The sequence below is a fragment of the Acinetobacter sp. X9 genome, assembly GCF_054889255.1.
The window spans coordinates 251,635-272,232 of record NZ_CM142679.1; the positions used below are offsets into that span (position 1 = coordinate 251,635).

Genomic DNA, 20,598 nt, shown 5'->3' on the forward strand with positions numbered 1-20,598 from the left:
CGGACTTTTTTATAGCTTAGATTTTAGTGGTTCACCGCAGCAAGTTGCTGAGCGTTATAGCGTGCGCCCATATTTGGATATCTTGCGATAATCGCTTCGATTTCTGCCAAATCTGCTGCTGTTAAATGAAGATCTACAGCGCCTGCATTTTCCACAAGACGCTCAATTTTACGTGTACCCGGAATTGGAATAATGTCGTCACCTTGCGCCAAAATCCAAGCCAAAGCCAGTTGAGCCGCTGTCGCATTTTTGCTTTGGGCAAACTCGCTAAATGCTTGTGCCAAGCTTTGGTTATTTTTCCAGTTATCGCCTTGATAGCGTGGCAACTGACGACGGAAATCGTTTTCGTCTAGGCTGCCCACATCAAGCGTATTGGTGATTAAACCACGTGACAGCGGTGAATACGGCACAAGGCTAATGCCTAACTCGCGAATGGTTTGCAAATGAGTTTGCTCAAACTCACGGGTAAGTAGCGAATATTCATGTTGAACCGCTGCAATCGGGTGAATCGCATGCGCTTTACGAATGGTTTCAGCCGAAGCTTCACTGAGTCCTAAATAACGAACTTTACCTTGTTTGACCAAGTCAGCCATTGCGCCAATGGTGTCTTCGACTGGAACATTTGGGTCAATGCGGTGTGCATAATACAAATCAATCACGTCCGTATTTAAGCGTCTTAAACTGTTTTCGACTGCAACTTTAATCCACTCTGGAGAACCGTCGATATAAGACTCTAAAGAGTTTTGTGGGTTAAGGTTGTCTTCTTTATAGCGAAAGCCAAATTTGGTCGCCAAAAACACTTTGTCGCGGTGTTTTTCTAAAACTTTTGAGAGTAAAACTTCATTTGCGCCATTGCCGTACATGTCGGCGGTGTCCCAAAAGTTAATGCCGAGGTCCAAGGCTTTTTCTAAAGTTGCAATGCTTTGTGTGTCGTCTGAGGCACCATAGGCAAAGCTCATTCCCATGCAACCTAAACCAAGTGCTGATACTTTTTCGCCTGTTTGTCCTAAAGTTCTATATTTCATTTTTCACACTCTTTTTGCAAAATCACTTGAGTAGAAAAACTATAAAATGCTTTGGCTCAAACTGACGTATAACATTCAAACCAATAATTATAAAATTCAAATAATCTGTTTTTAGGCCACACAGTCTTCGCGGAATTTTTTAGGTGAAAAACCGGTATTTTTCTTAAAGAAGTTGGTGAAATACGCTGAATATTCAAAGCCTAAGCTATAAGCAATTTCGGAAATGTTCCAACTGGTGTGTTGTAGCAATGCTTTGGCTTCTTGCGTAATACGCGAGCTAATATGCTCAGACGTAGTTTTACCTGTGGCTTCTTTTACAGCTCGGTTTAAATGGTTCACATGCACCGACAGACCATAGGCATAGTCATTTGCAGTTTTGAGTTTAAGCTGAAAATGGGGCGAGTCGATCGGGAACTGGCGTTCTAATAATTCAAAGAATAAGTGGCAAATCCGAACCGCAGCATTGCTATGTTTTTCAAACTGTTGGGTTGGTTGCATTTTCATGGCTTCATGCACAATCAGGTGCAAATAGTTTCTTAAAACGTTGTATTTGTGAATATAGTCTGAATTTATTTCATTCATCATCTTTTTGAAAATAAATGAAATTTCTTCAACCTGTTGATCGTTTAAAAAATATAGCGGGTCGCCGTCGACTTTAAACAGCGGTGAGTCTTTTAAAAAGCTTTGTCTAGATTCTTGGTTTACAAACTCTTCGGTAAATAGACAAAACCAGCCTGCCTGTTCGGGCGAATTAATTTCCCAAGCGTAGGGCACCATCGGGTTTGAAAACAGCAAAGCAGGGCGGTCGACTCGTATCCAGCGGTTGGCGTAATGAAGTTCACCTGTGCCTAAAACCAGTGAAATTTTATAATAATCGCGGCGGCTATAAGGTGTGAGAAACGAGCAGGCATCGCGTTGGAACACGTTAAAATGTCCAAACGAAGTTGATGGAACCGAGTAATCGCTATCTCTGGTTAAAGAAAAGCGGCGATAAAAATCATGTATGGTTTCCATGTCTTTGCCTGCATGCATTATCAATTTATTTAAAGTTATAAAATTCAAACTTTATTTACTGTAGCTTTTATTTATAGCGCGATCAATCTGTTCATTTAAACAGTTTTGAAAATGAACGATAAATTAATAATGAAATAACGAGACAAACTAAACTTTAAGAAAATATATTGTTAAATCACTATACCAATGAAAAATAAAATAATCTTTATAAATGAATAGCCAATATCACATTGACACTCCAAAACACGCGGATTATCCTTTGCCTGCTGGCCACATTGCCAGTGGGTTTTAGCAGACCCTTTTACACAAGAGTACGAAAAGCTTGCTTTTCAGTACTGGATCCTTACGTCCCCCTTTTTTCTATGGTAGGACGGAGGGGGACGCGCTTGCGCGTGCTGGGTCCTTGTGTACCAGTCTGCTAACCCCTTTCGTTCTGCCACCATTATTTAGCAGTAATCGTGGTAGTTCTTCTTTAATACACAAGGAGTCCGCCATTATGCGTACTATTTCATCTCTCTCATTGGCAACCTTTGCCAAAGTCTTTACGTCCATACCCAACTGGTCTTTAAAACGGTTTAATCGACTCTAGGTTTTAAACCATAGGTCATTACGACTAAAAAATCATAGCAACAATAAAACCTGAGATAGGCGAGCACACCTTTTTGTGCGGCTTTTGCATGCCTGTTTTTAGCGCTCAATTTAAGAGTGACAGAATTCCTATCTCTTTTATTTACAACAAAAAATTATTTTAAACGGTATACATGAAAAATTTAGAAGCTTCCTTTCGAGCGACGCGGGCGCTATACACAGCAGCAGAGTTATTTAAACAACATGGCTTTAACAAGGTCGGGGTGGACCGAATTGTTAGTGAGGCCAAAATGACTAAAGCCACCTTTTACAACTACTTTCACTCCAAAGAAAGGCTGATTGAAATGTGTTTGTTGGTCCAAAAAGAGCAGTTAAAAGAAAAAGTGAGGGCGATAAGCGAAGCTCGTCAATATCCAGATTTGGTTCATCAACTCAGGCAAATTTACCTTTTACATGCCGACTTAAAAGGTGCGTACTACCTTTTGTTTAAAGCGATTTTTGAAATTAAAAAGCTTTATCCAAATGCCTATCAAACTGCACTCAGATATAGGCGCTGGCTTAAAAATGAAATTTTCTGGATACTGAGGGAATCTAAAAAAAGAGCCACCTATGAAGAGTCTGATATTTTTGTATTTATGATTGATGGGGCGATTTTTGGACTTTTAGGTTCAGATCAGGCAAAGGACAGAGATACATTGCTTGAGTATTTTTTAAAAAGGGTTTGATGGGGAGGGCCCAACGAGAGTTGGGCTTTCTACAGAAAATTAATAAAAGTTTTTTAACCCTATTTTATATATGAATTAGATTATTTAATTACTATAGAGGTTAATAATACGATAGTTTTTAGCCAACTCATGAACTAGATTTAGAATATATTTTTCAGGATTATTTTTAATAATTTCATCAAAAAAATTAGGACTATTTTTTAGAATTTCAGGTATTTGTGTTGTGTCAGACTGTCGTTGTAGAGCTAATAAAATAGTAAGTAATTCATATGTATAGTCTGGTTGAGCGTCATCTTTAAGAAGCTTTAGAATATGTGAAGAAAATTCAAAAGCTTCTGCTGCTGATAGCGTATAAACATTTTCATCAATGAAAGTAGATAAGTACCATTCGTCTAATTCTTCTGTTGAAGCTAATTTTTCAAAAAAGCTAGATAAAGCCTCTATAAACATTTTTATCCTTTCAATTTTTATAAACTAGCATACTATACTGTTCTAGTTTATCTATCACACTTTATAAGTAATCAAAGATTATTAGTTTTTGATAATAAAATTATTTTGCTCTCTCCTTAAAAGGAAAGTTTCTAATGAAGCATAAATTAATATTTATTTTCTCCATTATTTTTATACTTACAGGCTGTGGGAAAAAATATACGATTACTCCAGAAGACTTGCCAGTTGCACGTATTAATCAAGAATATCAACAAATTATTAAGATTTCTGGTGGGAAAGTTATTGATAAATACGCTGAATTAGAAACTAATATACCCGAAGACCTAGGCGTAACAGTTAAACCTGTTGATGACTTGGATGGATATAATGTTATACAAATCAAAGGAACCCCTAAGCACAAAGGAGAATATAGAATTCATATAAGAGCTGATTTCTATGCAGGTGGTGATGCTGAAATTGACAAGACATATAACTTTATCGTCCAAGATTAAAAATTATCGCAGAGTCGGGAAATAGCAAAGTAGAGAAGTTGGTAATGACGGTAAAATTTAGACAATATTTCTTAATTTTTATTTTTGGATTACTAGTTTCCGCTTGTCAGCCAGCCGCAAAACATAATGAAAGTTTAGATTCCCATCAGCAAGCCTACACTTTGCATATGGGTGAACAAGGTATTCAAGATTTTTCAAAATATAGTGATGGCAATGTCGATAATCATCCAGCTGGCGTTAGCTTTAGAGAACTTCAATTTTCTCCTCCTAACTTAGGAAAAATAACTATAGAGAATGGTTCTAATACTTTATCGATTGAGCATGTTTTCTCTGTATTAGGAACTCAATATGATAAAAATGAAGGGATCCAAGTTTTAGATATTGATGCTGGCCTCACAAAAGAAGAATTTGCTACCCCAGAGCAGGTTTATCAAAGCTATGTAGCTTTAATGAAACGTATTAATCAGGCTGGTTGGAAAAACTATTTCTTTACAGATGCTCCGCGTATCGCTAAAGAAGATAATATTAAACATCTATCGAAAAGTCGTGATGTCATTGACCCGAGTTATATTTTTAGCTTTGAGGAGTGGAAAAATATAATAAACAACAGCCCGACAAAATCATTGGGTTATAGGTTGTATGCTAATGGGGTTATTTTAGATATCAGTTTAAAAAGAACAGCTAAGAATGAGCGTAATGAACAGCAATATATGCTTAGATTTAGCTTTCAAAGTGTTCGATACAATGAAAGAGACTCAATTCCTGACTCTGATAAAATGACGCCTAGTGAGTTTGAGCAAGCGTTTAAAAAGAGATTAATTGAAAATAAAAAATATCGGGAAAAGGAAGAGAGAAAAGCTAAGGCTGAGGGTTATCATATCGATGAAGAATATACAGATCCTGATGTTTGGTCATATGTTAAGTAAATCTTTTTAAAATAATGAAAAGGCTTAAATTACTTAAATTTAAGCCTTTTAAATAATTCTATTTTTAGCTTTCACTCAAAACCAACTGTTTAATCTTAACCGCCTTCTCAAAGTGATCTAATTTATGCTCCATAATCCACCAATGCGCTGCTTCCATCAGTAGCTCAGGGTTATCATTCTTATTTTTAAAAAAAGCATAAAAAGACAGACCAACATTGTCTCCCTTCTTTTCAATTTTCTCGTCGCATCCCTTAATAAAAATTTCTCTTAATTCATTTCTCATATTGAGTATCACTTTCAGTCTATAAAACTAAGAATTCATATTCCGCTCGCCCCAATCGCACATCATATCTAACAAAGGAATTAAAGACTGTCCCCTTTCTGAAAGACGGTACTCAACCTTAGGCGGAATTTGAGGATATTCCTTGCGAATAATAAGCTTGTCTCTTTCTAACTCCTTAAGTGTATTGCTGAGCGTTCTAAACGAAATATTGCCAATGCAGCGTTGCATTTCATTAAAACGCATGACATTTTTTTCATACAGCCAATACATAATAATCATTTTATATTTGCCATTAATTAAAGAAAGGGTGTAGCCGAAACCTGTCTCTTCTAATGGCGTATGTGATGGAACGCATTCTGTCATTTTTAAAATCTACACTATCTTTTGGTATAGTATATAACATAAATTACCGTACTTATATTTAGGAAAGCACACTTCTATAATCGATTTATCTACTTTTCGATAAGAGTGTTTTCATAATGAAAAAGACATTAGTCATTGTTACCCATCCTCACATAGACCAATCAGTTGTAAATAAAAGATGGGTAGAGGAATTAGAAAAACACCCAGACCAATTTACAGTTCACCAAATTTATCAAGCCTACCCAGATGGGGTAATTGATGTTGCCAAAGAGCAAGCATTGGTAGAAGAACACGAAAATTTAGTCTTTCAATTTCCAGTGTATTGGTTTAACAGCCCGCCGCTTTTGAAACAATGGCTTGATGAGGTTTTGACCTATGGTTGGGCGTATGGTTCAACAGGCGATAAGCTTAAAAATAAGAAATTTATGTTGGCTGTATCTGCTGGTGTGAAAGAAAAAGTTTATTCAGAGTATGGTGAATACAAGCTTTCTTTAGAGCAGATTTTTACTCCATTTAAGCTAACGGCTTTATATGTTGGCGCGGATTATCAACCGCTTCATGCATTTTATGGTTTAGACACTAACCCTTCTGAAGACGACGATGTTCCGACTCATCAAGACATCGAAAATAATGCGATTGAGTATGTTAAGAAGTTATTAGCGTTGTCTGAGTAATTTTTAAGAGGAGGAGACCTAAGCGTGAGGTTTGGGTCTTTTATATAGAAGATTTTTTAAAAACATGGATTAAGGTATTAAGTTAAATATACGATTTATTTATGATATAAATGTTCGTTAAATATAGATTAAATTTAAAAAATTATGACCGTTTTTCGCATTAAAGAAAAAGAAAATTCCCTTATAACTGAAGATGCTCATGAATTAATATGCTACGCAACAATCAGTGAAATAAACTCATGGAACGATGTTGTTAACTTATATTCAGAAATTAAGCAGAAACATTTCCCTAAAAAAGTATTATTACTTTTAGAAGATATAGGACAGTGCGAATACACGTCTATGCATGCTTCAATGGGAGAGGGGCTTTATTTTGATACCACAGAATTCGTTGAAGATGACAGTGCAGCAAGTTGGGAAAATACTCGACCTTTAGAGCTGCGATACCATATTGAACAATTATTAAAGCCAGAAAATTATTTAAACTTTAATAACTTACCAAAAAAACTTAACTATAGCGATGAAGATCAGGCAACTCTGCTACAGATCAATGCTGAACCAGAAAAAATTTTAGATGAAGTTATTCAAGTAAAGTTAGTCAATATTCAAACTGAAAGTAAAAAATTTGCAGCATGCCTCAATGGTTACTTTACTTGTGATTTGAACCCTTTTGAGTCTTTTAGCTTGATTGAGCATTTAGATCAAAACTATGGCTTAGAGTATGTGGGTTTAGGGGCAAGCTTATTATTCTTTATTAAAACATCAAAATTTGATGCAAATAAAACTCCTCAATTGCTTAATGAGTTGAGCAACTTTTATCAATTCAACCAAACAACTCATAACCAGCTAGAACAACATTTATCTAATCATGAATATCTTATTTTGCCTTATGTAGAGTCATTAGAAGTTTTTGATCTGGATTAAGGCTGATTAGAGAAATCTAATGAGTTTCTTTCTTAGTTGGGCGTTGGCTTTAAGAGATAATATTTTTAAAGTGTTTGCAAAAACCAATTTTGTCTATAAGTTGAAAACACAATAATACGTCTTTGGAAAAACTATGAATATCGCACCTTTTCCATTTCAAATTACAAATTGGGAAGAAATTGAAGTCACTGAATATAGTGGTGAAACAGGAAAAGCTTATTGGAAAACTCAATTTTTTGGTGAAGAAACAAATAAAATTAGAGTAAGACTTGTCGAGTACTCAGCAAACTACTTGGCTGACCATTGGTGTGAAAAAGGGCACATACTATTTTGCCTAGAAGGTGAGCTAGAAAGTAGGTTGAAAGATGGGCGAACATTTACTTTAACTTCAGGTATGAGTTATCAAGTAGGAGATAATTCAGAGCCACACCAGTCTTTTAGCCTGAATGGTGCGAAGTTACTTATCGTTGATTAAATTAATTTTATTTAAGTTAAATAAAAAAGACCCAAATCTAAACGATTTAGGTCTTTTTTGAATTCTGGCGGTGAGAGAGGGATTCGAACCCTCGATACGCGCAAACGTATACACACTTTCCAGGCGTGCTCCTTAAGCCACTCGGACACCTCACCAAGGCGTGCGATAGTAACTAAAAAAACGAGTCCTGCCAAGATTTAAGACGAGCATTACAGAAAAAAAATAATAGAGGTGATAAGATTGCGCTAAAAATCATATTGGTTTAATTACACAATGCAAAATACGGCCAAAAAAGCGACCTTGCCTGCCACGGCTTTGGCAGCTCTTGGAGTGGTCTTTGGAGACATCGGAACAAGTCCGCTCTATGCCTTGAAAGAGTCCTTCCATGCAGCGCATGGGTTGGGAATTCAGCCTGAAAACGTATTAGGAATTTTATCTATTATTTTTTGGTGCTTAATGCTGATCATCAGCATCAAGTATGTCGCGATTGTCATGCGTGCAGACAACAACGGCGAAGGCGGGATCATGGCCTTACTCGCATTGAACTTACGTAAAGCCAAAATTGCCGACAACAAAAAAATCTACATGATTGCCATTGGATTTATCGGTGCATCGCTGTTTTTTGGTGACGGTATTATTACCCCAGCCATTTCGGTATTGTCAGCTGTTGAAGGCTTGTCTATTGCAACTGATGTGTTTGACCCATTCATCATGCCGATTGCGATTACCATTATCATCTCGTTGTTTTTAGTACAAAAACACGGTACGGCCTTTGTCGGTAAGTTTTTTGGCCCGATCACGATGGTATGGTTTTTATCTTTAGGATTATTGGGTCTTCACAGCGTCATTCAGACCCCTGTTGTGCTGGGCATGTTCAGTCCACACTGGGCCATTCAGTTTATCTATCACCATCCAATCATGACATTTTTTGTGATGGGTGCTGTAGTGTTAACAGTAACTGGCGGTGAAGCACTTTATGCCGATATGGGACATTTCGGACCAGTGCCGATTCGTTTAGCTTGGTTCTTTGTGGTGTTGCCATGTTTGGTTTTAAACTATGCAGGACAGGGTGCATTATTACTCAGAGATCCAGCGGCAATTGAAAACCCGTTCTATTTATTGGTTCCGCAATGGGCACTTTACCCAATGATTATTATGGCAACCATGGCAACGGTAATTGCCTCTCAAGCTGTAATTTCTGGGGTGTTTTCTCTTGCGCGCCAAGCGATTCAATTGGGTTATTTACCACGTTTAAGTATTAAACATACGTCTGAGTCTGAAGAAGGCCAGATTTATATTCCTTTCTTAAACTGGTTACTTTTAATCGCAATTATTATCCTAATTTTGATCTTCAAAAGCAGTTCGAACTTGGCAAGTGCGTATGGTTTAGCTGTGACCTTGACGATGCTTTGTGACACGATTTTGGTTGCGGTATTTATTTACTCGGCTTGGAAGTGGAGCTTGCCAAAAGTGCTGCTCCTGATTATTCCGTTCTTTGTTTTAGAGTCGGTATTGGTCGGTGCAACTTCACTTAAAATCTTGTCAGGTGGTTGGGTGCCATTACTCATTGGTGCGATTGCCGTGACCATCTTAATGACATGGAAACGTGGTCGTGAGCTTACATTTGCTAAGCTTGAACATGACACCTTGGCTCTAGATTTGTTTGTGAAAAGTATTGGTAATAGCGTGCACTGGGTGCCGGGTGATGCGGTCTTTATGACAGGTACACCGAACGTTGTGCCGCATGCCATGCTGCATAACATCAAGCACAACAAGGTACTGCATCAGCGTAATATCTTGGTGACGGTAGTGATTGAAGATGTACCGTTTGTTGCGCCAGAAGAGCGTATTACGACTGAAACTTTAGCTGAACATTTCTTCCGTATTAAAATCTTCTACGGTTTTAAAGATGAAATGAATGTACCAAAAGCATTGATGCAAGCCTATGAACAGCTCGGTCTTGAATATGACTTGATGCACATCAGCTTCTTCATTTCGCGCGATCGTATTGTTCATTCGGTGGGCGATGGTATGTCTCCATGGAGAGAAAAACTGTTTATCTCTATGCAGCGTAATACCAGTCCGGTGAGTGACTTCTACCAGATTCCAACCAACCGTGTGGTTGAATTAGGTAGTCAAATCGAAATATAAAAATTGATGTAATAAAAAAAACCAAGACATAAGTCTTGGTTTTTTTTATGGCTCTGATTATTGAGCTTGTTGCATAGGTGCATCTGCTGGTAAAGCACCGTCTTTTGCCATCGGGTCTGCCGACTGACTCGGATCTGCCGGAGGCGGTGGAGTGTTCGGATCTTGTGGCGCTGGAGGCGCTTGGTTCGGTGCAGGTGGTACTGCATCAGTTGGTGCTGCTGGTGGCGCAATTTCACCGCCTGCTGGAGGCGCTGGTGGAACGTCCGCAGGAATAGGAGCACCTGTAGGCGCTGCATTTGTTGGTGCAGCAGAAACTTGCTGTACTTGTCCGCTATTGACTAAATCGCTAATAGAGCCTGGTTGGCCATTTACGGTTGTGGTTACTTTTACTTTAGACAAACTTTCTAAAGTATCTCCTGGCTGGACTGCTGGCTCAGCCAAAGCGGCCATACTACATAATCCCGTGATTACGCCAATACCAATAATCTTTGAATGGATCATTAAGTGGACTCCGATTATATTTTTATCCAAATTTGTGGAGCTAACCATGTCATAAGCAATCAGTGTTTTTCAACGAAAGATACGCAATTGGCGCAATTCAATAGCCAAAGGCTCTCATAATTCCAACAGATTGTTACGTAATGGGTAATGGAGTTACAAAAAAGATGACCATGTTTTAACCATTTGAAAGATAAGAGATATACTTAAAAAAGCAGGATTGTTAAGCTGCGTGTGGACAGTGGTATTGATAGAAACATGGCAAGTAAAAAACGTAGTAAAGGTACAAACTCATTCTCTATAAGTCAGCATTTTGGCAAGATTATTCTTGCTTGTATTGCTGCGGGAAGTTTTGCGATTGCTTTTGGTAGTGAAAAGATTTCGCAGTGGTTTTCACCTTTAACGACTAACTCGACTTGTCTTAATCAGTTCTATCGTGAAGTTCCACCTGCTTTAAATAAAGACAGCCTAAAAAAAGACAGTTATCCGCTGTGTTTTAATGGCTTTAACGTTTTGTATTCAGGCATTTCTAAAACGCCGTTGTGGTCGGCAGAGCATTTAAATGCAGAACGTTTAAGTGTCAAAATTAAGCGTGAAGATAATTTTCATGAAGAAACCCGTGTTGCTCAAAGACATCGGGCACTGTTAAGTGACTATCGCGGTTCAGGCTATGACCGTGGGCATATGGCGCCAAATGGTGATATGCCAAATAAAGAATCCCAATCTGATAGTTTCTCGCTCAGTAACATGGTGCCGCAAGCGCCTAAAAATAACCAAGAAGTCTGGCGTAAGCTCGAAGAAGCGACCCGTGCTATTGCCACTAAACAAAAACAAGATGTTTATGTGGTGACCGGTCCTGTTTTTGAAGGCAAGCGTCTTAAGACGATTGGGCAGGGTGTCATTGTTCCTACCGCAGTTTATAAAGCGGTGTATATGCCAAAAACTGGCGCTATTGGGGCTTACTACGCACCTAACAATAACTCTCTACAAGTGAAGGTTGTGAGTGTTTGCTACCTCGAGGAGCGCTTAGGCGTTAATCTGTTCCCGCAGTTAACCGAGCAACAAAAGCGTAATGTTTATCGTCTACCTTTAACAGCGAGCCAAGTTAAGCCAAATCAAAAGCTAGACTATTTACACTGGGATGGCGAAAGTCAGTGTGAGCAAGACCTAAACGCTGACCAGATTCAAGCGCTACAAGACCAATTTAAAAAGCAAAAAACTGGTTCTTCGGAGCCAATGGAAGCAAAAGTTCCAACAATTGATGAAGAAACGAGAAAGGCGATTGTGAAACAACTGGTAGAAGCCTTGGTGAACTATTTCTTGCAAATAATGAAATAAGCAGCTTTTTTTGATTGTTATTGCAACACCGTAATTGATTAAAATAGAATCCATAGACAGATCTGTCTATGGATTCTATTTTAATAAGGACAATAACAATGTTTGCCTCGATGTTTCTTTTTTCATTTGCAATGTCTATAACCCCAGGGCCAGTAAATACTGTCATTTTATCGACCAGTTTAAATCACGGTTTAAAAAGATCGCTTCCCTATATTTCAGGCGCCACAATTGGTTTTACCCTGCTTTTAATTTTTATGGCATTTGGTCTTCAGAGTTTATTAACTCAGTTTCCTGTTGTATTAAAGATTCTTGCAGTTTGTGGAACGCTATTTGTTTGTTATATCGGGATTAAAATTATTCTTTCTGCTGCAAATATTTCTATTTCCAGTGCTCCTGTAGAACAAATGATTATTCCTAATTTTAAAGATGGGTTCTTATTACAATGGCTGAATCCCAAAGCGTGGTTGGCTTGTGTGTCAGGCATTACCATGTTTACTAGCATTGAAAACCCGCAGTCGTTGCCGATCTTTATCGTTATTTATTTTTTCACTTGCTACGCGTGTTTGTTCTTTTGGGGGTTCTGTGGTGATAAATTTTCAGTGGTGCTCAATCAGGGCAACCGTTTGAAATATTTTAATATCTTGATGGGCGCTTTTTTAATTTTATCGGCTCTTTTAATTTTGATCGATTTTTTTTAAATTGATCGTATTACACTGTGAAGATATAACAACGAGATAAGACCTATGTTTAAGCCATTTGAAAAGGGTACAGAGTCTTCTTCAATTGAAGATTTAACATTAGAAAATGATGTCGATTGCATCAGCATTTACGGCAACTTGCAAATTACCAAAGACAAAGTTGGGTTAGAACAGGCAAAGGCATTGCAGAGCTTTTTAAATGATGTTGTTGCGGCTTTGGAAAAAGAAGAATTGCCTGAGAAAATTGAACGTCCAGCTGAACAAGAAATTAATAATCCGTTTTTATAATTTATGCATGCTATGCGTAATATTTAACATGGGCGTGCTGCCATACAGTCTTTAATACCACGTTAAACTTTATTAAATGTGTATAGACATTTTTTACTTTTGAAAGCCCAAAAGTAAACAAAAGGCTTTGTTGATCAGAGGGTACATCCATGTACCCCTGTTCAACAGGTGACATCCATGTCACCTATCCGCGATAGTAGATTGAGTCTAGGTAAAGTTAATCTTTATCGCCAGCTACCACCTTATAAATAATTGCCCCAATCACAGCTCCTAGAATCGGTGCCACCCAGAACAACCACAATTGACTTAACGCAGCAGTTTCAGCAAAGAACGCAACGCCTGTACTACGTGCAGGGTTTACCGAAGTGTTCGTCACTGGAATACTGATTAAGTGAATGAGTGTTAAGCCCAAACCAATTGCAATAGGAGCGAAGCCATTAGGCGCACGGCGATCAGTTGCACCTAAAATAATGATTAAGAAGAAAGCTGTAAGAACCACTTCAATAATGAAAGCAGAACCTAAGCCAAACTTGTTTGGTGATAAGTCACCAAAACCGTTGGTAGCAAAACCACCAACACCGCTAAAGCCTGCTTGGCCTTGAGCAATAATATAGAGAACAAATGCAGCAGCAGTCGCACCGACCACTTGAGCAACGATATAGGGAATTAAATCTTTAACATCGAAGCGGCCACCGACCCAAAGGCCAACACTTACCGCGGGATTAAAATGTCCACCTGAGATATGCCCTAGAGCATAAGCACCTGTGAGTACGGTTAAACCAAAGGCAAGGGCTACACCTGCAAAGCCAATACCAAGTTCAGGGAAAGCTGCGGCTAAAACTGCGCTACCACAACCACCAAAGACTAGCCAAAACGTACCTAGGAATTCAGCAAAATATTTATTCATTGTGATTACTCATCTATTGATGTATTTTTTAATTAGTGTGAAATATGTCACAAAAAATTAAGCATGTGACTATATGAAATTTTTGTTTTCAGTGTTGTTTTAATCAAGAAAAGATTTGTAAGTTTTGGTTGGCTATTCTTTGTCTAAAAATTGATCCCTCCATTGCTGGGGTGTTTGATTGGTCCAATGTTTAAATGCTCTTTGAAAAGCACTTTGTTCTGAATAACAAAGTAAAAGTGCGATCTCTTGTAAGCTTAAATGCGGATCTTTTAAATACTCGGTTGCGAGCATAAAGCGCACTTGTTGAACGCGTTCCTGAAAGGTGGTGTCTTGTTGTTGTAAGTGTCGTTGGAGTTGTCGAACTGATAGGCCTAATTGAGCAGCAATATGTTCAATTTGATATTGATTCTTTTGTAGCCCAGTCAAAATTGAATGCTGTAAACGCTGATCAAGTTGGGTCGAATTTGGTAATTGTTCTAAAAGTGCTTGTGCTTGCTGAACCAATAGTTGCTGCAATGTGTGGTCAGCGCTGCTAAGTGGCTTATGAATTTCTGTAATTGGAATGAGCAACTCTGTACGTGGTTGGCTAAAACGAACGGGACATTGGAAGTATTGTTCATAAACCCTGATATTTTTAGGGGCAGCATTTAAGAAATGTACTTCATGTAAATGCACATCTTCATGAGACATAAAAAGACGTAAGAACTGAATCACCAACGCAATCGCGATTTCATCGGTAAGCTGGGTAGGGTGTAGCTCAGTCGCTTCCCAGCGAATAGAACCATATCTCCCTTGTAGCTCAACCACTAATGGGCTCCCGTCATAAATCAGACGGTGAAAATCATGATAGCGAATTAAGGCTTCACCTAAGTTGTCGCAAGAGAGCGCGAGGTAAGCAATAATCCCTAAGTGTTTGGGTTGCACATATTTGGCAATTTCTAGCCCTAAACCCGGCTTTGGGTCTAGTTTATAAATCACTTCTAATAGATCACGCCAAACCACATAGTCAAAGCGTTCCAGATTTTGAATTTGTTCTAATTGTTCTGGAATAGCTAATTCATTTGCTTCGCAATAAGCTTTTAATAGATGTCCCAGCCCTCCATACACTGAGCCTGTATAATTCTTTAGTTGTGGCATCCCTAACCACCTCTTTCTTGTCGTGATTTGTCAATGAAACCATAAGTTCTGGTCAATACCTAGCATAACGAATTTTATATGCTGAATAAAAAGAAAAGGAGTTAGGTGATGTTAAAAGGGTTTATTGCCGGAATTGCAGTTGCGAATGCATTTGAATGGGTAGCACACAAATATATTTTGCATGGTGTACACCGTGCTGGAAAACCACGTTATAGCCCAGTACCAAAAAGTATGGAATCTCATTGGGCACACCATCGTGAAGTCCGCAAACAACAATTTCATGATGATTGCTATGTTGAGGGAGTGGGAAACTGGCGAACTAAAAATGAGTTAATTTCGCTTGCTGTGGTGGCAACCGTTTCAAGTGCAATTTTCTATCCGTTTTCAAAAGGTATGGCACTCGCAGCTTGGTACAGTGCAGGAAATTATTATTATATTCATCGCCGTGCACATTTAGAGCCTGACTGGGCAAAGCGTAAAATTCCATGGCATTACGACCACCACATGAACTCTAATCAAGACGCCAATTGGTGTGTCACGAAGCCTTGGTTTGACTATGTAATGGGAACACGTGTGGTGTCTTCAGCAGATTTAAAAGAACAAAACCCTTCGGGTATTCGGTTGCCTACTTTATTTGCTAAACCGTTAACTCAAGCTGTAGAAAAAATCTTTCCAGCAAAATGGGTCGAGAAAAAAGAAAAACTAGAACTTCCTGGTGAAGTGAAAGAAATAAATGGTGCGGCATAAAAAATAAAGGGGCATATCGCCCCTTTAAATATAAATAAGCTTACAAGCGCATTTCGATGCCTTGTTCAGCCAAATATTGTTTAGCTTCCGGAATCGTATATTGACCAAAGTGGAAAATACTTGCCGCCAATACTGCATCGGCACCACCTTGTAAAATACCATCTGCAAGGTGTTGTAAGTTACCTACACCGCCTGAGGCAATCGTTGGAATGGTAACGCGGTCATTAATAGCACGCATTAATGCAATATCGTAACCTGCTTTAGTACCATCCGCGTCCATACTGGTAATCAGCAACTCGCCCGCACCGTAGTCAGCCATTTTTACTGCCCATTCAATGGCATCAATACCTGTTGGTTTACGGCCACCGTGAGTAAAGATTTCCCATTTGTTATCGCCAGTTTTTTTGGCATCAATCGCAACCACAATACATTGCGCGCCAAAGTGCTGAGAAGCTTCTTGAACAAATTCCGGATTAAATACGGCAGCTGAGTTAATACTCACTTTATCTGCACCTGCATTTAATAACGCACGAATATCTTCAACCTTACGTACACCACCACCGACAGTTAATGGCACAAATACAGTCTCGGCCATACGTTCAACAGTACGATAAGTGGTATCGCGTCCATGATGTGTAGCGGTAATGTCTAAGAAAGTAATTTCGTCTGCACCTTGTTCGTTATAGCGACGTGCCACTTCAACAGGGTCGCCAGCATCACGAATATCGAGGAATTGAACGCCTTTAACTACGCGTCCGTTATCAACGTCTAGGCAAGGAATAATACGTTTAGCAAGCATAGCTTTTTCCAAAAATAATCGCCGTTGGTGAAAGTTCCTACACAGGCGCTACACCTTCATGGAGGGAAGAGGTATTCTATCAAACTTCACAGATGTTTTTTGCAGGTTTTCCATGTCGGTTTATACCCCGTTGAGTTTAGATGAAGTTCGCACCTTTGCTGCACCTTATGGATTAGAGGTGTTGGAGCTGAACCCAATTCAGGGAGGTATTCAAAACACCAATTATTTTCTGGTTGATGTAAACCGCAAACAATATGTACTTACCGTGTTTGAAGAGTTAGATGCACAAGGGGCGGGCGAACTTATTCCTGTACTTGAACAATTAGGAACTCATGATGTACCCGTTGCTGTGCCGTTAAAACATAGCGGACAAGCGGTTCATGTGATTGCAGACAAGCCTGCACAGATTGCACCACGTTTAATGGGTCACCATCCCATGCAAACCACAGTAGCGCAAGTTGCAGCGATTGCAGATGCACAGGCGAAACTGCATGTGGCTTTACAAGATTTTCCACTTGAACGTGAATATCGCCGTGATCACCAATACTGGACAGGTGTTGCAGAGCAGCTGAAACCAAGCATGACTCAAGATGATCAAACTTTACTTGAGCAGGTCTATCAAGCTTTTAATGCGAAAACAGCGCAGTATTTAAATCGACCAACAGGTTTTATTCACTCTGATTTGTTCCGCGACAATACTTTGTTTGAAGGTGAGCAATTACAAGGTATTCTAGATTTTTATGAGTTAAATCAAGATGAATTGCTATTTGATATTGCGATTACCATCAATGATTTTTGTACCGAATATCCGGCAGCGCATTTAAACTCAAATAAGGTAGCAGCTTACTTAGAGGCATACCAGAAAGTTCGTGCGCTGACTTCAGATGAACTTGAGTGTTTAGATGTATTCTTGGCAATGGCAGCGTGCCGTTTTTGGTCAATGCGTTTGCAAGTTGCTCAAAAAAATAAAGAAGAAGGACGTACCGGCGATGACATTTTGCAAAAAGACCCGCAAGAAATGCGAGCAATGATGCAAGACCGTTTAAGTCATGTAAAAGCATAAAAGGGAATAAAGATGCGAGATCAGGGGCGTTTAGTCGAATGGTTCGACGAAAAAGGTTATGGCTTTATTCAGCCGGATGATGCTGAAAAAGAACGAGTCTTTTTGCATATCAAGGATTTTGCACGCCCCGGACCTCGGCCAATTATTGGCTGTGCACTGGAATATCGGGTGATTCTCGACGAACGAGGTCGTTTTCGTGCTCAGCAGGTCACTTATTTAAAAGCATCTCAAACTCGAAAAGCGTCCAAACCTGCAAAAGCAGAATCTTCTTTTCAAGCTAGCCCTTGGTCTGCAATGCAAATGGGGATCGTGTTTTATTTCGTTTTAATGGGAATTATGAGTTTTATTCATATTTTACCCGCCTACACCTTGTTATTTGTTTTAATGATGAATGCCTTAAGTTATTGGCTCTATTCACAAGACAAAGAAGCCGCACAATTGGGTAATCGCCGTGTACCTGAACAAACATTGCACATTGTTAGCTTTTTAGGAGGTTGGCCAGCTGCATGGTGGGCACAACAAAAACTGAGACATAAAACACAAAAACAACCCTTTCGTAAGATTTATTTTTGTACCATATTCTTTCATTTACTTTTGATTTTGTGGCTAATTTCTCCCTTAAACGTATTGCGGGGCTCATAAAAGTAAATCGTTTTATTAAACTTGAGAGGTATAAAAATGAATAGTTCTATCGACCAAGATCCAAATCGTACTTTAACACTTATTTTATATGTACTTTATATTGTTGCCATTTTTACAGGCGGCTTACTTGCGGTTATTGCTTTAATTATTAACTACGTAAAACGTTCTGATGTACAAGGCTCGATTTTCGCGAGCCACTTTACATGGCAAATTAGAACATTCTGGTGGTATCTGGCTTGGAATATTATTGCCTTTCTGCCGTTTATTTTCCTGTTCTTTACGGGCGAAAATACTAATCTATTTGCAGGCGTTGCCGTTTCATCGACCGTATTCTGTGTGGGCGTAATTGGTGCTGCGTGGATCTGGATTGTATATCGTGCCATTCGTGGTTTGATTGCGTTAAACGATAACCGTCCGATGTATCAATAAATCATGATTATTGAACATGTGCATCTGAGTATAAAGTCTGGGCAAAGTGAAGCATTTCTTAAAGCATTCGAGCAGGCTAAACATATTGTTTATCCAATGGAAGGCTTCAATGCGGTCCAACTGATTAAGCATGCAACCGATCCCCATCATTATATTTTAATGATTTTCTGGGATGAAATCGAAAATCATACAGAAGGATTTAGGAAGTCTGAGGCTTATCAGGAATGGAAGACTTTACTCCATCCATTTTATGATCCAATGCCGATGGTTGAGTACTACCAGCCTTGTATTTCATTGAAGAAAAAATAATAGATAGTAAAAAAGAGAGCATTAAGCTCTCTTTTTTATTCTTGAATACTTTTATTTTTTTTAATTGGTAGTTTAATTTTTAACTCACTGATTAAAACACCTAAGACCACTAACGCACCCCCAAAAAGGGCAATCAATGGCAAACGCTCACCGGCAATTCTGCCAATAATGCCCGCCCAAACGGGTTCGCCTGCATAGATAATTGCAGCACGTGAAGGATCAACCACACGTTGAGCCCAGTTCATAATAAATTGAATGAGTGCACTCGCTAAACCTAATGCAATAGCAATCAGTACTAGGGGCCATGAAAATGCTGGAATCGTATGTTCACCCACTACAGGCATGATGGCGAAAGAAAGTAGAGAAGCGACACCAAGTTGAATGATTGTGACGCGGCGTAAATTTACCTTTCCAGCAAAGTAGCTAATAAAAATAATTTCTAAAGCAATCGCAAAGGCACCCAAGATTGTTAACAGCTGCCCAAAACTTAATGAAATTTGCTCAAAACCATTTCCCGTTAAGAAAACAAGGCCAGCAAACGCAAGAGCAGCTCCCACCCAAGTCATAATATGTGGAGTTTTTCTAAAGATGAGCCACATTAAAATAGGAACAAGCGGAACATATAGCGCTGTTAAAAATGCTGATTCACTACTCGGAATGGTTTGTAGACCAATGCTCTGGGTGCCGTAGCCTGCCGCAATCACAAGGCCAATCACACTACCAGCGCCTAAATCTTTTAAAGTAACACCTTTCATACTTTTTAATGAAATAAGAAGCAAAGTAAGAGCCGCTACAGCAAAACGACAGCCTACAAAAAACATAGGTGATGAAAAATTCAGTGCGTACTGCACAGTTAGAAATGTTCCACCCCAAATGACCGTAATCAAAATGAGAGCTAATTGAGGAACTTTGCTTGAACTCTGATAAGTTGGTGACATACTCAAACTAAAAGGAATTGTGCAATATACTGCACATATTGCGCTATTCTTCTGTTTTGTGCAATATATTGCTCAAATTTTCTTTATTCATCTATTTTATGAGCCAGTCGAGTAGCGTTTTACAACATGTAGGCACAAATATCCGTTCATTAAGAGATGAGCGCAGTTTAAGCCAACAGGACTTGGCTGATCGGGCAGGTGTAAGTAGACGTACCATTGCTGCTCTGGAAACAGGCCAAGTCAACATTAGCTTAGCTAAACTCGATGCGATTGCGGCAGTGTTGGGAGTAGATTTTAGAACAATTGTGAGTGCGCCTGAGCTAAAAGAACATGCTGTAGTAAATGCACTCGCTTGGCAGGGTAAAGATGAAGAAAGTAAAGCAACCTTGCTCGCTTCAGTTCCATCTCGTTCCCAAGTTGAGCTTTGGATATGGTCTTTGGCAGTGGGAGAGTCTTACGTGGCGGAAGCAGATGCAGATGGATGGCAGGAAATTATTTACGTACTAGAAGGTGAATTGACCATACAATTTACTGACAGCAAAAAAATAATATCTGCTGGTTCGTCTTTTATTTTTGAAAGTTCTGTTACTTATACCTATATCAATAGTGGTAACCAAGAGCTTAAATTTACTCGTAATGTGGTGTATTGATTTGGAATTTAAGCTTTTTAATAAAATATATGTTTTTAAAATTTATGCAGTTTATTGAAGGCATAT

General features: G+C 38.9%; 27 protein-coding genes and 1 tRNA gene. 16 read left to right on the plus strand and 12 right to left on the minus strand.

The window, feature by feature from the left end; translation table 11 throughout:
• Window positions 1–23 precede the first annotated feature (23 nt).
• Window positions 24–1,025 (minus strand): aldo/keto reductase, encoded by a 1,002-nt coding sequence (locus ACYU0V_RS01170; protein WP_006580866.1) that lies wholly within the window; start codon window positions 1,023–1,025, stop codon window positions 24–26.
• Window positions 1,026–1,136: 111 nt separating this feature from the next.
• Window positions 1,137–2,039, minus strand: coding sequence for a helix-turn-helix domain-containing protein (locus tag ACYU0V_RS01175; RefSeq protein ID WP_000447715.1), 903 nt, complete (start codon window positions 2,037–2,039; stop codon window positions 1,137–1,139).
• A 761-nt stretch (window positions 2,040–2,800) separates the two neighbouring features.
• On the opposite strand from ACYU0V_RS01175, the gene ACYU0V_RS01180 reads away from it, so the two are divergent.
• Window positions 2,801–3,352, plus strand: a complete 552-nt coding sequence (locus tag ACYU0V_RS01180; RefSeq protein ID WP_461848748.1) for a TetR/AcrR family transcriptional regulator — start codon at window positions 2,801–2,803, stop codon at window positions 3,350–3,352.
• 84 nt (window positions 3,353–3,436) lie between these two features.
• Here the strand turns inward: ACYU0V_RS01180 and ACYU0V_RS01185 are convergent, their stop codons facing one another.
• Window positions 3,437–3,802: a hypothetical protein gene (locus ACYU0V_RS01185; protein ID WP_044099770.1), complete on the minus strand. Its 366-nt coding sequence runs from the start codon at window positions 3,800–3,802 to the stop codon at window positions 3,437–3,439.
• Between the two features lie 134 nt (window positions 3,803–3,936).
• On the opposite strand from ACYU0V_RS01185, the gene ACYU0V_RS01190 reads away from it, so the two are divergent.
• Window positions 3,937–4,293 (plus strand): hypothetical protein, encoded by a 357-nt coding sequence (locus ACYU0V_RS01190; RefSeq protein ID WP_461848750.1) that lies wholly within the window; start codon window positions 3,937–3,939, stop codon window positions 4,291–4,293.
• Between the two features lie 44 nt (window positions 4,294–4,337).
• The gene (locus ACYU0V_RS01195; protein WP_461848751.1) at window positions 4,338–5,219 is read left to right on the plus strand and encodes a hypothetical protein; all 882 of its coding nucleotides are present in this window, start codon (window positions 4,338–4,340) and stop codon (window positions 5,217–5,219) included.
• A 64-nt stretch (window positions 5,220–5,283) separates the two neighbouring features.
• Here the strand turns inward: ACYU0V_RS01195 and ACYU0V_RS01200 are convergent, their stop codons facing one another.
• Window positions 5,284–5,502: a DUF6500 family protein gene (locus ACYU0V_RS01200; protein WP_087400223.1), complete on the minus strand. Its 219-nt coding sequence runs from the start codon at window positions 5,500–5,502 to the stop codon at window positions 5,284–5,286.
• 27 nt (window positions 5,503–5,529) lie between these two features.
• Entirely contained in the window at window positions 5,530–5,865 is a 336-nt protein-coding gene (locus tag ACYU0V_RS01205) for a winged helix-turn-helix transcriptional regulator (RefSeq protein ID WP_014207878.1), read from the minus strand.
• A 116-nt stretch (window positions 5,866–5,981) separates the two neighbouring features.
• Here ACYU0V_RS01205 and ACYU0V_RS01210 point away from each other — a divergent pair, with 116 nt between their 5' ends.
• The 3 genes from ACYU0V_RS01210 (at window position 5,982) to ACYU0V_RS01220 (ending at window position 7,938) form a co-directional block, all read left to right on the plus strand.
• Window positions 5,982–6,539 (plus strand): NAD(P)H-dependent oxidoreductase, encoded by a 558-nt coding sequence (locus tag ACYU0V_RS01210; RefSeq protein ID WP_461848753.1) that lies wholly within the window; start codon window positions 5,982–5,984, stop codon window positions 6,537–6,539.
• A gap of 144 nt (window positions 6,540–6,683) precedes the next feature.
• Window positions 6,684–7,463: a hypothetical protein gene (locus ACYU0V_RS01215; protein WP_068613976.1), complete on the plus strand. Its 780-nt coding sequence runs from the start codon at window positions 6,684–6,686 to the stop codon at window positions 7,461–7,463.
• Between the two features lie 133 nt (window positions 7,464–7,596).
• Window positions 7,597–7,938 carry a DHCW motif cupin fold protein gene (locus ACYU0V_RS01220; RefSeq protein WP_001017481.1) on the plus strand — a complete coding sequence of 114 codons (342 nt, stop codon included), beginning with the start codon at window positions 7,597–7,599 and terminating at the stop codon, window positions 7,936–7,938.
• A gap of 65 nt (window positions 7,939–8,003) precedes the next feature.
• On the opposite strand, the gene ACYU0V_RS01225 is transcribed toward ACYU0V_RS01220, so the two are convergent.
• Window positions 8,004–8,093: transfer RNA gene (locus tag ACYU0V_RS01225), tRNA-Ser, on the minus strand.
• 118 nt (window positions 8,094–8,211) lie between these two features.
• Between ACYU0V_RS01225 and ACYU0V_RS01230 the strand changes: the two genes are divergently transcribed.
• Window positions 8,212–10,089, plus strand: coding sequence for a potassium transporter Kup (locus ACYU0V_RS01230; RefSeq protein WP_044099756.1), 1,878 nt, complete (start codon window positions 8,212–8,214; stop codon window positions 10,087–10,089).
• A 57-nt stretch (window positions 10,090–10,146) separates the two neighbouring features.
• On the opposite strand, the gene ACYU0V_RS01235 is transcribed toward ACYU0V_RS01230, so the two are convergent.
• Entirely contained in the window at window positions 10,147–10,590 is a 444-nt protein-coding gene (locus tag ACYU0V_RS01235) for a hypothetical protein (protein WP_060465025.1), read from the minus strand.
• 255 nt (window positions 10,591–10,845) lie between these two features.
• On the opposite strand from ACYU0V_RS01235, the gene ACYU0V_RS01240 reads away from it, so the two are divergent.
• The 3 genes from ACYU0V_RS01240 to ACYU0V_RS01250 all read left to right on the plus strand — a co-directional run bounded on the left by ACYU0V_RS01240 (window position 10,846) and on the right by ACYU0V_RS01250 (window position 12,911).
• A complete protein-coding gene (locus ACYU0V_RS01240; RefSeq protein WP_060465024.1) occupies window positions 10,846–11,925 on the plus strand; it encodes a DNA/RNA non-specific endonuclease in 1,080 nt (359 codons plus the stop codon).
• 98 nt (window positions 11,926–12,023) lie between these two features.
• Window positions 12,024–12,623, plus strand: a complete 600-nt coding sequence (locus ACYU0V_RS01245; protein WP_005804494.1) for a LysE family translocator — start codon at window positions 12,024–12,026, stop codon at window positions 12,621–12,623.
• 45 nt (window positions 12,624–12,668) lie between these two features.
• A complete protein-coding gene (locus ACYU0V_RS01250) occupies window positions 12,669–12,911 on the plus strand; it encodes a hypothetical protein (protein ID WP_000476048.1) in 243 nt (80 codons plus the stop codon).
• Between the two features lie 10 nt (window positions 12,912–12,921).
• On the opposite strand, the gene ACYU0V_RS01255 is transcribed toward ACYU0V_RS01250, so the two are convergent.
• The 3 genes from ACYU0V_RS01255 to ACYU0V_RS01265 all read right to left on the minus strand — a co-directional run bounded on the left by ACYU0V_RS01255 (window position 12,922) and on the right by ACYU0V_RS01265 (window position 14,955).
• Complete coding sequence (locus ACYU0V_RS01255; protein ID WP_334378193.1) at window positions 12,922–13,086, minus strand: hypothetical protein; 165 nt, start codon at window positions 13,084–13,086, stop codon at window positions 12,922–12,924.
• Window positions 13,087–13,128: 42 nt separating this feature from the next.
• Window positions 13,129–13,818 carry an aquaporin Z gene (gene aqpZ / locus ACYU0V_RS01260; protein ID WP_461848755.1) on the minus strand — a complete coding sequence of 230 codons (690 nt, stop codon included), beginning with the start codon at window positions 13,816–13,818 and terminating at the stop codon, window positions 13,129–13,131.
• A 132-nt stretch (window positions 13,819–13,950) separates the two neighbouring features.
• Window positions 13,951–14,955: an AraC family transcriptional regulator gene (locus ACYU0V_RS01265; RefSeq protein ID WP_461848757.1), complete on the minus strand. Its 1,005-nt coding sequence runs from the start codon at window positions 14,953–14,955 to the stop codon at window positions 13,951–13,953.
• A gap of 108 nt (window positions 14,956–15,063) precedes the next feature.
• Between ACYU0V_RS01265 and ACYU0V_RS01270 the strand changes: the two genes are divergently transcribed.
• Window positions 15,064–15,702 (plus strand): hypothetical protein, encoded by a 639-nt coding sequence (locus tag ACYU0V_RS01270; protein WP_461848759.1) that lies wholly within the window; start codon window positions 15,064–15,066, stop codon window positions 15,700–15,702.
• 40 nt (window positions 15,703–15,742) lie between these two features.
• Here ACYU0V_RS01270 and hisF read toward each other — a convergent pair whose 3' ends face one another.
• Window positions 15,743–16,501 carry an imidazole glycerol phosphate synthase subunit HisF gene (hisF, locus tag ACYU0V_RS01275; RefSeq protein WP_000880078.1) on the minus strand — a complete coding sequence of 253 codons (759 nt, stop codon included), beginning with the start codon at window positions 16,499–16,501 and terminating at the stop codon, window positions 15,743–15,745.
• A 112-nt stretch (window positions 16,502–16,613) separates the two neighbouring features.
• Between hisF and ACYU0V_RS01280 the strand changes: the two genes are divergently transcribed.
• From ACYU0V_RS01280 to ACYU0V_RS01295, 4 genes are read left to right on the plus strand one after another with little or no spacing between them, the layout of a single operon-like run.
• Window positions 16,614–17,564 (plus strand): homoserine kinase, encoded by a 951-nt coding sequence (locus ACYU0V_RS01280; protein ID WP_057068879.1) that lies wholly within the window; start codon window positions 16,614–16,616, stop codon window positions 17,562–17,564.
• A gap of 12 nt (window positions 17,565–17,576) precedes the next feature.
• Window positions 17,577–18,206, plus strand: a complete 630-nt coding sequence (locus tag ACYU0V_RS01285; RefSeq protein WP_046812843.1) for a DUF1294 domain-containing protein — start codon at window positions 17,577–17,579, stop codon at window positions 18,204–18,206.
• A 36-nt stretch (window positions 18,207–18,242) separates the two neighbouring features.
• Window positions 18,243–18,635: a DUF4870 family protein gene (locus tag ACYU0V_RS01290; protein ID WP_005078529.1), complete on the plus strand. Its 393-nt coding sequence runs from the start codon at window positions 18,243–18,245 to the stop codon at window positions 18,633–18,635.
• Between the two features lie 3 nt (window positions 18,636–18,638).
• Complete coding sequence (locus tag ACYU0V_RS01295; RefSeq protein WP_461848762.1) at window positions 18,639–18,944, plus strand: antibiotic biosynthesis monooxygenase family protein; 306 nt, start codon at window positions 18,639–18,641, stop codon at window positions 18,942–18,944.
• A gap of 35 nt (window positions 18,945–18,979) precedes the next feature.
• Here the strand turns inward: ACYU0V_RS01295 and ACYU0V_RS01300 are convergent, their stop codons facing one another.
• Window positions 18,980–19,882: a DMT family transporter gene (locus tag ACYU0V_RS01300; protein WP_461848763.1), complete on the minus strand. Its 903-nt coding sequence runs from the start codon at window positions 19,880–19,882 to the stop codon at window positions 18,980–18,982.
• 98 nt (window positions 19,883–19,980) lie between these two features.
• Between ACYU0V_RS01300 and ACYU0V_RS01305 the strand changes: the two genes are divergently transcribed.
• Window positions 19,981–20,532, plus strand: coding sequence for a helix-turn-helix domain-containing protein (locus ACYU0V_RS01305; protein ID WP_461848765.1), 552 nt, complete (start codon window positions 19,981–19,983; stop codon window positions 20,530–20,532).
• The last annotated feature ends 66 nt before the right edge of the window (window positions 20,533–20,598 follow it).

Bases quoted from the DNA above. Each gene is read 5' to 3' on its own strand.
- ACYU0V_RS01195 (WP_461848751.1), top strand. From the start codon at position 4,338: ATGACGGTAAAATTTAGACAATATTTCTTAATTTTTATTTTTGGATTA.
- ACYU0V_RS01295 (WP_461848762.1), top strand. From the start codon at position 18,639: ATGATTATTGAACATGTGCATCTGAGTATAAAGTCTGGGCAAAGTGAA.
- ACYU0V_RS01305 (WP_461848765.1), top strand. From the start codon at position 19,981: ATGAGCCAGTCGAGTAGCGTTTTACAACATGTAGGCACAAATATCCGT.
- ACYU0V_RS01215 (WP_068613976.1), top strand. From the start codon at position 6,684: ATGACCGTTTTTCGCATTAAAGAAAAAGAAAATTCCCTTATAACTGAA.
- ACYU0V_RS01250 (WP_000476048.1), top strand. From the start codon at position 12,669: ATGTTTAAGCCATTTGAAAAGGGTACAGAGTCTTCTTCAATTGAAGAT.
- ACYU0V_RS01180 (WP_461848748.1), top strand. From the start codon at position 2,801: ATGAAAAATTTAGAAGCTTCCTTTCGAGCGACGCGGGCGCTATACACA.
- ACYU0V_RS01230 (WP_044099756.1), top strand. From the start codon at position 8,212: ATGCAAAATACGGCCAAAAAAGCGACCTTGCCTGCCACGGCTTTGGCA.
- ACYU0V_RS01290 (WP_005078529.1), top strand. From the start codon at position 18,243: ATGAATAGTTCTATCGACCAAGATCCAAATCGTACTTTAACACTTATT.
- ACYU0V_RS01285 (WP_046812843.1), top strand. From the start codon at position 17,577: ATGCGAGATCAGGGGCGTTTAGTCGAATGGTTCGACGAAAAAGGTTAT.
- ACYU0V_RS01200 (WP_087400223.1), bottom strand. From the start codon at position 5,502: ATGAGAAATGAATTAAGAGAAATTTTTATTAAGGGATGCGACGAGAAA.
- ACYU0V_RS01220 (WP_001017481.1), top strand. From the start codon at position 7,597: ATGAATATCGCACCTTTTCCATTTCAAATTACAAATTGGGAAGAAATT.
- ACYU0V_RS01190 (WP_461848750.1), top strand. From the start codon at position 3,937: ATGAAGCATAAATTAATATTTATTTTCTCCATTATTTTTATACTTACA.
- hisF (WP_000880078.1), bottom strand. From the start codon at position 16,501: ATGCTTGCTAAACGTATTATTCCTTGCCTAGACGTTGATAACGGACGC.
- ACYU0V_RS01300 (WP_461848763.1), bottom strand. From the start codon at position 19,882: ATGTCACCAACTTATCAGAGTTCAAGCAAAGTTCCTCAATTAGCTCTC.
- ACYU0V_RS01210 (WP_461848753.1), top strand. From the start codon at position 5,982: ATGAAAAAGACATTAGTCATTGTTACCCATCCTCACATAGACCAATCA.
- ACYU0V_RS01175 (WP_000447715.1), bottom strand. From the start codon at position 2,039: ATGGAAACCATACATGATTTTTATCGCCGCTTTTCTTTAACCAGAGAT.
- ACYU0V_RS01240 (WP_060465024.1), top strand. From the start codon at position 10,846: ATGGCAAGTAAAAAACGTAGTAAAGGTACAAACTCATTCTCTATAAGT.
- ACYU0V_RS01205 (WP_014207878.1), bottom strand. From the start codon at position 5,865: ATGACAGAATGCGTTCCATCACATACGCCATTAGAAGAGACAGGTTTC.
- ACYU0V_RS01185 (WP_044099770.1), bottom strand. From the start codon at position 3,802: ATGTTTATAGAGGCTTTATCTAGCTTTTTTGAAAAATTAGCTTCAACA.
- aqpZ (WP_461848755.1), bottom strand. From the start codon at position 13,818: ATGAATAAATATTTTGCTGAATTCCTAGGTACGTTTTGGCTAGTCTTT.
- ACYU0V_RS01170 (WP_006580866.1), bottom strand. From the start codon at position 1,025: ATGAAATATAGAACTTTAGGACAAACAGGCGAAAAAGTATCAGCACTT.
- ACYU0V_RS01270 (WP_461848759.1), top strand. From the start codon at position 15,064: ATGTTAAAAGGGTTTATTGCCGGAATTGCAGTTGCGAATGCATTTGAA.
- ACYU0V_RS01245 (WP_005804494.1), top strand. From the start codon at position 12,024: ATGTTTGCCTCGATGTTTCTTTTTTCATTTGCAATGTCTATAACCCCA.
- ACYU0V_RS01235 (WP_060465025.1), bottom strand. From the start codon at position 10,590: ATGATCCATTCAAAGATTATTGGTATTGGCGTAATCACGGGATTATGT.
- ACYU0V_RS01280 (WP_057068879.1), top strand. From the start codon at position 16,614: ATGTCGGTTTATACCCCGTTGAGTTTAGATGAAGTTCGCACCTTTGCT.
- ACYU0V_RS01265 (WP_461848757.1), bottom strand. From the start codon at position 14,955: ATGCCACAACTAAAGAATTATACAGGCTCAGTGTATGGAGGGCTGGGA.
- ACYU0V_RS01255 (WP_334378193.1), bottom strand. From the start codon at position 13,086: ATGTCACCTGTTGAACAGGGGTACATGGATGTACCCTCTGATCAACAA.